The 6,939-nt window shown below is 73.3% G+C and carries 6 protein-coding genes; all 6 read right to left on the reverse strand.

All coding sequences use genetic code 11. The annotated features are described in order from the left end of the window. A partial coding sequence (locus RIF68_RS21710) for an NB-ARC domain-containing protein (RefSeq protein WP_309052955.1) occupies positions 1–1,347 on the reverse strand: 1,347 nt, incomplete at its 3' end. 16 nt (positions 1,348–1,363) lie between these two features. Then, complete coding sequence (locus RIF68_RS21715; protein WP_309052956.1) at positions 1,364–1,876, reverse strand: hypothetical protein; 513 nt, start codon at positions 1,874–1,876, stop codon at positions 1,364–1,366. A gap of 72 nt (positions 1,877–1,948) precedes the next feature. Further along, positions 1,949–3,490 (reverse strand): NCS1 family nucleobase:cation symporter-1, encoded by a 1,542-nt coding sequence (locus RIF68_RS21720; protein WP_309052957.1) that lies wholly within the window; start codon positions 3,488–3,490, stop codon positions 1,949–1,951. A gap of 71 nt (positions 3,491–3,561) precedes the next feature. Next, entirely contained in the window at positions 3,562–4,563 is a 1,002-nt protein-coding gene (locus RIF68_RS21725) for a TIGR03842 family LLM class F420-dependent oxidoreductase (protein ID WP_309052958.1), read from the reverse strand. 11 nt (positions 4,564–4,574) lie between these two features. Continuing rightward, complete coding sequence (gene hydA, locus RIF68_RS21730; RefSeq protein WP_309052959.1) at positions 4,575–5,984, reverse strand: dihydropyrimidinase; 1,410 nt, start codon at positions 5,982–5,984, stop codon at positions 4,575–4,577. Between the two features lie 126 nt (positions 5,985–6,110). Next, positions 6,111–6,939 (reverse strand): aminotransferase class III-fold pyridoxal phosphate-dependent enzyme (locus RIF68_RS21735; protein ID WP_309052960.1); only part of this gene is annotated, 829 nt, incomplete at its 5' end.

Consider the following 6,939-nt stretch of genomic DNA (forward strand, 5'->3'; position numbering starts at 1 on the left):
GAGGGCGTCCATGTGCGGGAGCAGGGCGCGGCCGGTGGGCCAGTTCGCCGGGTCCTGCCAGTCGGTCGACCGCACGGCGGAGAAGAGCGCCGACGTGGCGCGGTCCCGGGCCTCGGCGACGAGCTCCACGCCGCGGTGGGGGTCGTCGGCGTCGGGAGTGCGGGCGACGGACTGGACCAGCCGGTGGAGGGAGAGGGTGTGGCTCGCGGCGTCCACGGTGATCAGGCTGTAGGCGTTCAGCACTCCGACCGCGCCGGCGATCTCCGCCGGTGCCGCGGTGTCGTCGAGGAGGCCGGCGGGGATGCGGTCGGGGGCGTACCAGGCCAGGGTGCGCAGCACGTCGGTGGCGCCCGGCCGCCGTTGCGCCACCTGGTCCAGCGAGACCCGCCAGACGCGGGCGACGGTGCGTTCGGGGTCGGTGACGCCGACGCCGCCCTGCCGGTAGAGCGGGGCGGGGTCCTGTCCGAGCAGGTCCAGGTAGCCGAGGGGGGTCAGGAGCGGGTTCTGGGCGAGGAACGCGGCGGCCTGCTCGACGGCGAGCGGCAGATGGCCGAGTTCGGCGCAGAGTGCGGCCGCTCCGGTCAGATCACGGGGGCCGCCGGCCGTGACGACGCGGGTGAGGAGGGCCAGGGACTCGCCCGGTTGCAGAGTGTCGAGCCGGATGACGGTGGTGGCGTCGTGCCACACCGTGGCGAGCCTGCTGGTGATCAGGAAGCGGCCGTGCGGCGCGCGGGCGAGGAGGGGGGCGATGTCGGCGGGGTCGGTGACGTTGTCCAGGACGAGCAGCCAGCCGTCGTGCGCGGCGAGCCACTGCGTCCCGTTCTCCGCCAGCGCCTCCGTCGTCAGCGCCTTGGAGGTGGCGGGCTGCAGCGCGGTGGCGAGGGCGGCCAGGCCCTGCTCGACGGCTGCGGGGCTGTCGGCGGTGATCCACCGGACGGGGGTGAGGCCGTGCGTACGGGCGCGGGTGGCCGCCCAGTGCACGGCCAGCGCGCTCTTGCCGACGCCGCCGAGCCCGTGCACGGCCTGGAGCCACACGCCGCCGGGCTCGGCCAGGGCGGCGTCGAGGCGGTCGAGTTCGGCCGTGCGGCCCACGAAGTGCCCGGACCGGTACGGCAGGTTGTCCAGTCCCGGCCTGGCTCCCACCTCGGTCACGGGCCGTACCGCCTCGGGCGGCAGCACCACGCGGGTGTGGTCGTTGTAGATGCCCGTGACGGCGATGCCGCCGTTCGTCGCGAACGCGTTCCCGCTGCCCGTCACCCACTGCCCGGCGGGTTCCGCCTCGGCCGTGCGCCCGGCCGGGGTACGCCCGCCAGGGTCGTGCCGTCTGCCCCACCGCCACTTGGCCACGTCGCCGCCCGGCCGGCTACTCGGTGACGACGCCGCTGACGGCCGTGGACCCGGCGCCGGTGGCCTCCGCGTTCCCGGTGCGGACCGCTCGGGCGGCCTGACCGCCGCCCGTCCGCCGGACGCCGGTCACCGCGCTGCCTCCGTCGCGCGCCACCGCGTCCCCCGTGGCGAGGGCCACCTCGCCCGCGGCCTCGGCGACGAAGGCGGGCAGGGCGCGCAGGTCGCGGGCCGCCCGCTCCTGGTCCGCGCCGTGCAGGGCGGCCAGCAGGGTCTCGAACCGCTCCTGCCACATCCCCTCCTGGCGGGAGAGTTCCTGGCCCGGGTCCACGCCTCGGTCGGCCTCCAGGGCCCGGGCGGTCCGGTCCAGGCGCTCCAGGGCGGCCTGCTCCAGCTGCTCGTCGCCGCGCCCGAGGAGCGCGGCGACCCGGTCCCGTACCCCGTACCAGGCGTCGGTTCCGGCGGCCTGCACGACCGCCGCCCCGCCCGCCGCGGCCACCGCGGTCAACGCCTCGACCAGCACACCCGCCACCCGCCCCTCGTATCGGTTCGACCTCTCCGCCCGCACCGTACAGCCGTTCGCCCGAGCGTGGGTGAGAACCGGTCAGCCGGGAGCCGACCGGCCGCCGCGTGCCACCCGCCCCTTCATGAGCGCGGTGTGGAGGAGCAGCGCGGTGACGAGGCCGACGGCCCAGCCGTAGTCGGCGAGCGGTCGCAGGAACGGAACGAGGCCGTCGGCCGGGAAGGGGCCCTTGCCGGGCTCCGAGTGCGAACCGCCGGCCGCGAGGACTCCGCCGGCCGCGAAGGCGAGGACGGCCGCCGGGTTCCAGCCTCCGCGGTACCAGTAGGGGCCGTCGGCGCGGTAGAGCCCTTCGAGGTCGAGGACGGTGCGGCGGACCAGCCAGTAGTCGGCGATGAGGATGCCGGCGACGGTGCCGAGGAGTCCGCCGACGAGCCCGAGCCAGGTGAAGATGTACAGCTCCGGGGTGGAGGTCAGCTTCCACGGCATGACGAGGACGCCGACGACCCCGGTGATCAGCGCGCCCCTGCGGAAGTTCACGTACTTCGGCGCGAGGTTGGCGAGGTCGTACGCGGGGGAGACGACGTTCGCCGCGATGTTCACGGAGACGGTCGCGACCAGGACGGTGACGAGGGCGAAGAGGAGTCCGAAGACGTTGTCGGTCTTCGCGGCGAGTGCCACCGGATCCCAGACCGCCACCCCGTACACGGCCTGGGCACCGGAGGTGACGAGGACCGAGAGCAGCGCGAACAGGGTCATGGTGGTGGGCAGGCCGAGGGCCTGCCCGGCGACCTGGGCGCGCTGCCCGGCGCCGAAGCGGGTGAAGTCCGGGATGTTCAGGCTGAGCGTCGCCCAGAAGGCGATCATGCCCATGAGGGACGGGAGGAAGACGGGCCAGAAATCGGCGCCCCAGCCCAGCTTCGAGGGCTGGTCCAGCAGCGGTCCGAAACCGCCGGCCTTGACCGCGATCCAGACGAGCAGGACCAGCGCGCCGACGATGACGAACGGGGCGGCCCAGTTCTCGAAACGGCGCAGAGCCTCCATTCCGCGGTGGATGATGGCCAGTTCGAGTGCCCAGAAGAGGACGAAGCAGAGCCACAGGGTCCAGGGCTGTCCCCCGATCCTCCCGGCCGCCGCCCAGTCGCCGCCGAAGGCCTTGTCGAGCAGGACGAAGACGCCCTGGCCGCCGATCCAGGTCTGGATGCCGAACCAGGCGCAGGCGACGGCCGCCCGGACGAGGGCCGGCAGGTTGGCGCCCCGCAGCCCGAACGAGGCGCGGGCGAGGACCGGGAACGGGATGCCGTACTTCGGGCCGGCGTGCCCGGTCAGCAGCATGGGGAGCAGCACGATCAGATTGGCCAGGGCGATGGTGAGGACGGCCTGTTTCCAGTCCATGCCGAGGGCGACCAGGCCGGAGGCGAGCAGCCAGGACGGGATGTTGTGGGCCATGCCGACCCAGAGGGCGGCGAAGTTGTACGTGGTCCAGCGGCGTTGCGCGACGGGGACGGGCAGCAGGTCGTCGTTGACGAACCGGGGGTCGGTGAGGGACGTGCCGGGCGGCAGTTCGACGCGGCCGCCGGGTATGCCGGGGCCGTCCGCGGGGCCGGTGGCGCCGGTGGTGGTCATGGTGGCGGAACCCTTCGGTCGGGGACGGGGCGGAAGGGCTGTGCGGGGTGTGGGGGGGTCGGCGGGCCGGGTCAGCCGGTGAGGGCGGGGATGACCTCGGATCCGTACGCGTCGATCGTGCCCTCACGGTCGTCGTGCATCGCGTACACGGCGAACTGGTCGACCCCCAGGTCCCTCAGGTGCCGGAGTCGGTCGATGTGGGCCGCGGCGGGGCCGAGGAGGCAGAAGCGGTCGACGATCTCGTCGGGGACGAAGTCGGTGGAGGGGTTCCCGGCGCGGCCGTGGTGGCTGTAGTCGTAGCCCTGCCGGTTCTTGATGTAGGCGGTCAGCTCCTCCGGGACCATGTCCGAGTGCTCGCCGTACTTGGCGACCAGGTCGGCCACGTGGTTGCCGACCATGCCGCCGAACCAGCGGCACTGGTCCCGGGCGTGCGCGAGGTCGTCCCCGACGTAGGCGGGGGCGGCGACGCAGACGGTGATCGAGGCGGGGTCCCGGCCGGCTTCCCGGGCCGCCTCGCGGACCGCCTTGACCATCCATTCGGTGAGGAAGGGGTCGGCGAGCTGGAGGATGAAGCCGTCGGCCTTCCGCCCGGCGAGCGCGAGGGCCCTGGGGCCGTAGGCGGCCATCCAGACGGGCAGCTTGCCGTTCTTCACCCACGGGATGCGGACCGGGTTGCCGTCGACCTCGGCCTCGCGCCCCTCGGCGAGGTCGCGGATGACGTCGATGGCCTCGCCCAGGCGGGCGAGGGTGTTCGGTCTGCGGCCGGCGACGCGCATGGCGGAGTCGCCGCGGCCGATGCCGCAGACGGTCCGGTTGCCGAACATGTCGTTGAGGGTGGCGAAGGTGGAGGCGGTGACCTCCCAGGTGCGGGTGCCGGGGTTCGTCACCATCGGGCCGACGCGGAGCTTGGTGGTGTGTTCGAGGATCTGGCTGTAGATGACGAAGGGTTCCTGCCACAGCACGGCGGAGTCGAAGGTCCAGCCGTAGCGGAAGCCGTTGCGTTCCGCACGGCGCATCAGGCCGACGACCTGCGAGGCGGGCGGGTCGGTCTGCAGGACGAGTCCGAAGTCCACGGGTCGGCCTCCTAGTTCAGGTACTGGCAGGTGGAGCGGGGGATGAAGGCGCCGTGGCCGGCCCGGCCGGTGAACGCGCCGTGGTCGATGACGACGTCGCCGCGCGAGAGGACGGTCTCGACCCGTCCGGTGACCGTCCTGCCCTCGTACGCCGAGTAGTCGACGTGCATGTGGTGGGTGGCGGCGGAGAGGGTCTGGGTGGTGTGCGGGTCGTACAGGACGATGTCGGCGTCCGCGCCCGGCGCGATGGTGCCCTTCTGCGGGTACAGGCCGAACATGCGGGCCGGGGTGGCGCAGGCGATCTCGATCCAGCGGCGGCGGGAGATGTGCCCGTCGACCACGGCCTGGTGGAGGAGGTCCATGCGGTGCTCCACGCCCGGCAGCCCGTTGGGGATCTTGGAGAAGTCGCCGAGGCCCAGGTCCTTCTGGCCCTTGAAGCAGAACGGGCAGTGGTCGGTGGAGACGACCTGGAGGTCGTTGGTGCGCAGACCGCGCCAGAGCGCCGCCTGGTGCTCCTTGGGGCGCAGCGGTGTGGAGCAGACGTACTTGGCACCCTCGAAGCCGGGCTCGGCGAGGTTGTCGGTGGACAGGAAGAGGTACTGGGGGCAGGTTTCGCCGAAGACGGGCAGGCCCTTGTCGCGGGCGGCGGCCAGCTCGGCGACGGCCTCCTGGGCCGAGACGTGGACGACGTAGAGCGGGCTGCCCGCGACCCGGGAGAGCTGGATGGCGCGGTGGGTGGCCTCGGCCTCCAGGAGGGACTTGCGGACCTCTCCGTGGTGGCGGGGGTCGGTCTCACCGCGGGCGAGGGCCTGCTCCACGAGCACGTCGATCGCGATGCCGTTCTCCGCGTGCATCATGATCAGTCCGCCGTTGTCGGCGGAGCGCTGCATGGCGCGCAGGATCCGGCCGTCGTCGCTGTAGAAGACGCCGGGGTAGGCCATGAAGAGCTTGAAGGAGGTGATGCCCTCCTCGACGAGCAGGTCCATCTCCTTGAGCGTGTGCTCGTTCACGTCGGAGAGGATCATGTGGAACGCGTAGTCGATCGCGCAGTTGCCGTCGGCCTTGGCGTACCAGGTGTCGAGGCCTTCCCGCAGCGGACGGCCGGCGGACTGGACGGCGAAGTCCACGATGGTGGTGGTGCCACCCCACGCGGCGGCGCGGGTGCCGGTCGCGAAGGTGTCGGAGGCGAAGGTGCCGCCGAAGGGCAGTTCCATGTGGGTGTGGACGTCGACGCCGCCGGGGAGGACGTAGCGGTCGGTGGCGTCGAGGATCCGGTCGGCGGTCCAGCCGGCGGCGGTGTCGGAGCCGTGGGCGGCGAGGGCGGCGACGCGGCCGTCCTCGATCAGGACGTCGGCGTGCAGTTCGTCGGCGGCGGTGAGGACGAGTCCGCCGCGGATGAGGGTGCGGGTACGGGTGCTCACGGGCTTCTCCTCGGCTGGAGGTCCTGCCGGTCGGGAAGGACCGGGGAGCGGGGGACGCGACACGTGGTGCGCGGGCGGTGCCGTCCGGACCGTGGGGGCGGGCGCGCCGGGATCGGGACGGCTCGCCTACAGGGAGCGCAGGGCCTGTTCCAGGATGCCGGCGCCCTCCTCGGCCTCGGCGACGGTGAGGGAGAGCGGCGGGGCGACGCGCAGCGCGCTGGTGTCGTGGCCGCCGCCCTTGCCGATGAGCAGGCCGTTCTCCCGGGTGGCCTCCAGGACGGCGGCGGCCGCGTCGGGGTCGGCCCGGCCCGTGACGGGGTCGGCGAGCTCGATGCCGATCATGAGGCCGCGGCCGCGCACCTCGCGGACGGCGTCGACGCCCGCCGCGACGGCGCGGAGGCGTTCGAGGAGGAGGCCGCCGACGCGCCGGGCGTTGCCCTGGAGGTCGTGGGCGAGGAGGTGGCCGAGGTTGGCCAGTCCGGCGGCCATGGTGACGGGTGAACCGCCGAAGGTGGAGATGGAGTGGGCGTCGAGGCAGTTCATGATCTCGGCGCGGGCGACCACGCCGCCGATCGACATGCCGTTGCCGATGCCCTTGGCGAAGGTCAGGATGTCGGGTGGTCCGGCCTGGCCGTGGGCCTGCCAGCCCCAGAAGTGGTCGCCGGTGCGGCCCCAGCCGGTCTGCACCTCGTCGGAGATCCAGAGGATGCCGTGCCGGTCGAGGACGCGGCGGAAGGCGGCGTAGAGGCCGTCGGGCGGGGAGGTGAAGCCGCCGACGCCCTGGACGGGTTCGGCGATGAGGGCGGCGACGTCGCGGGTGTGGCCGACGAGGTCCTCGAGATCGGCGACGCAGGCGTCGGTGAACCGCTCGTCGGTGTACTGGGCGTACGGGCCGCGCGTGCGGACGCCGCCGTGCACGTACAGGGTCTGGAGGGGCGACAGGCTCGTGGGGGAC

The sequence above is a fragment of the Streptomyces sp. genome (assembly GCF_031178505.1).
In the GTDB taxonomy this organism is placed as follows: domain Bacteria; phylum Actinomycetota; class Actinomycetes; order Streptomycetales; family Streptomycetaceae; genus Streptomyces; species Streptomyces gulbargensis.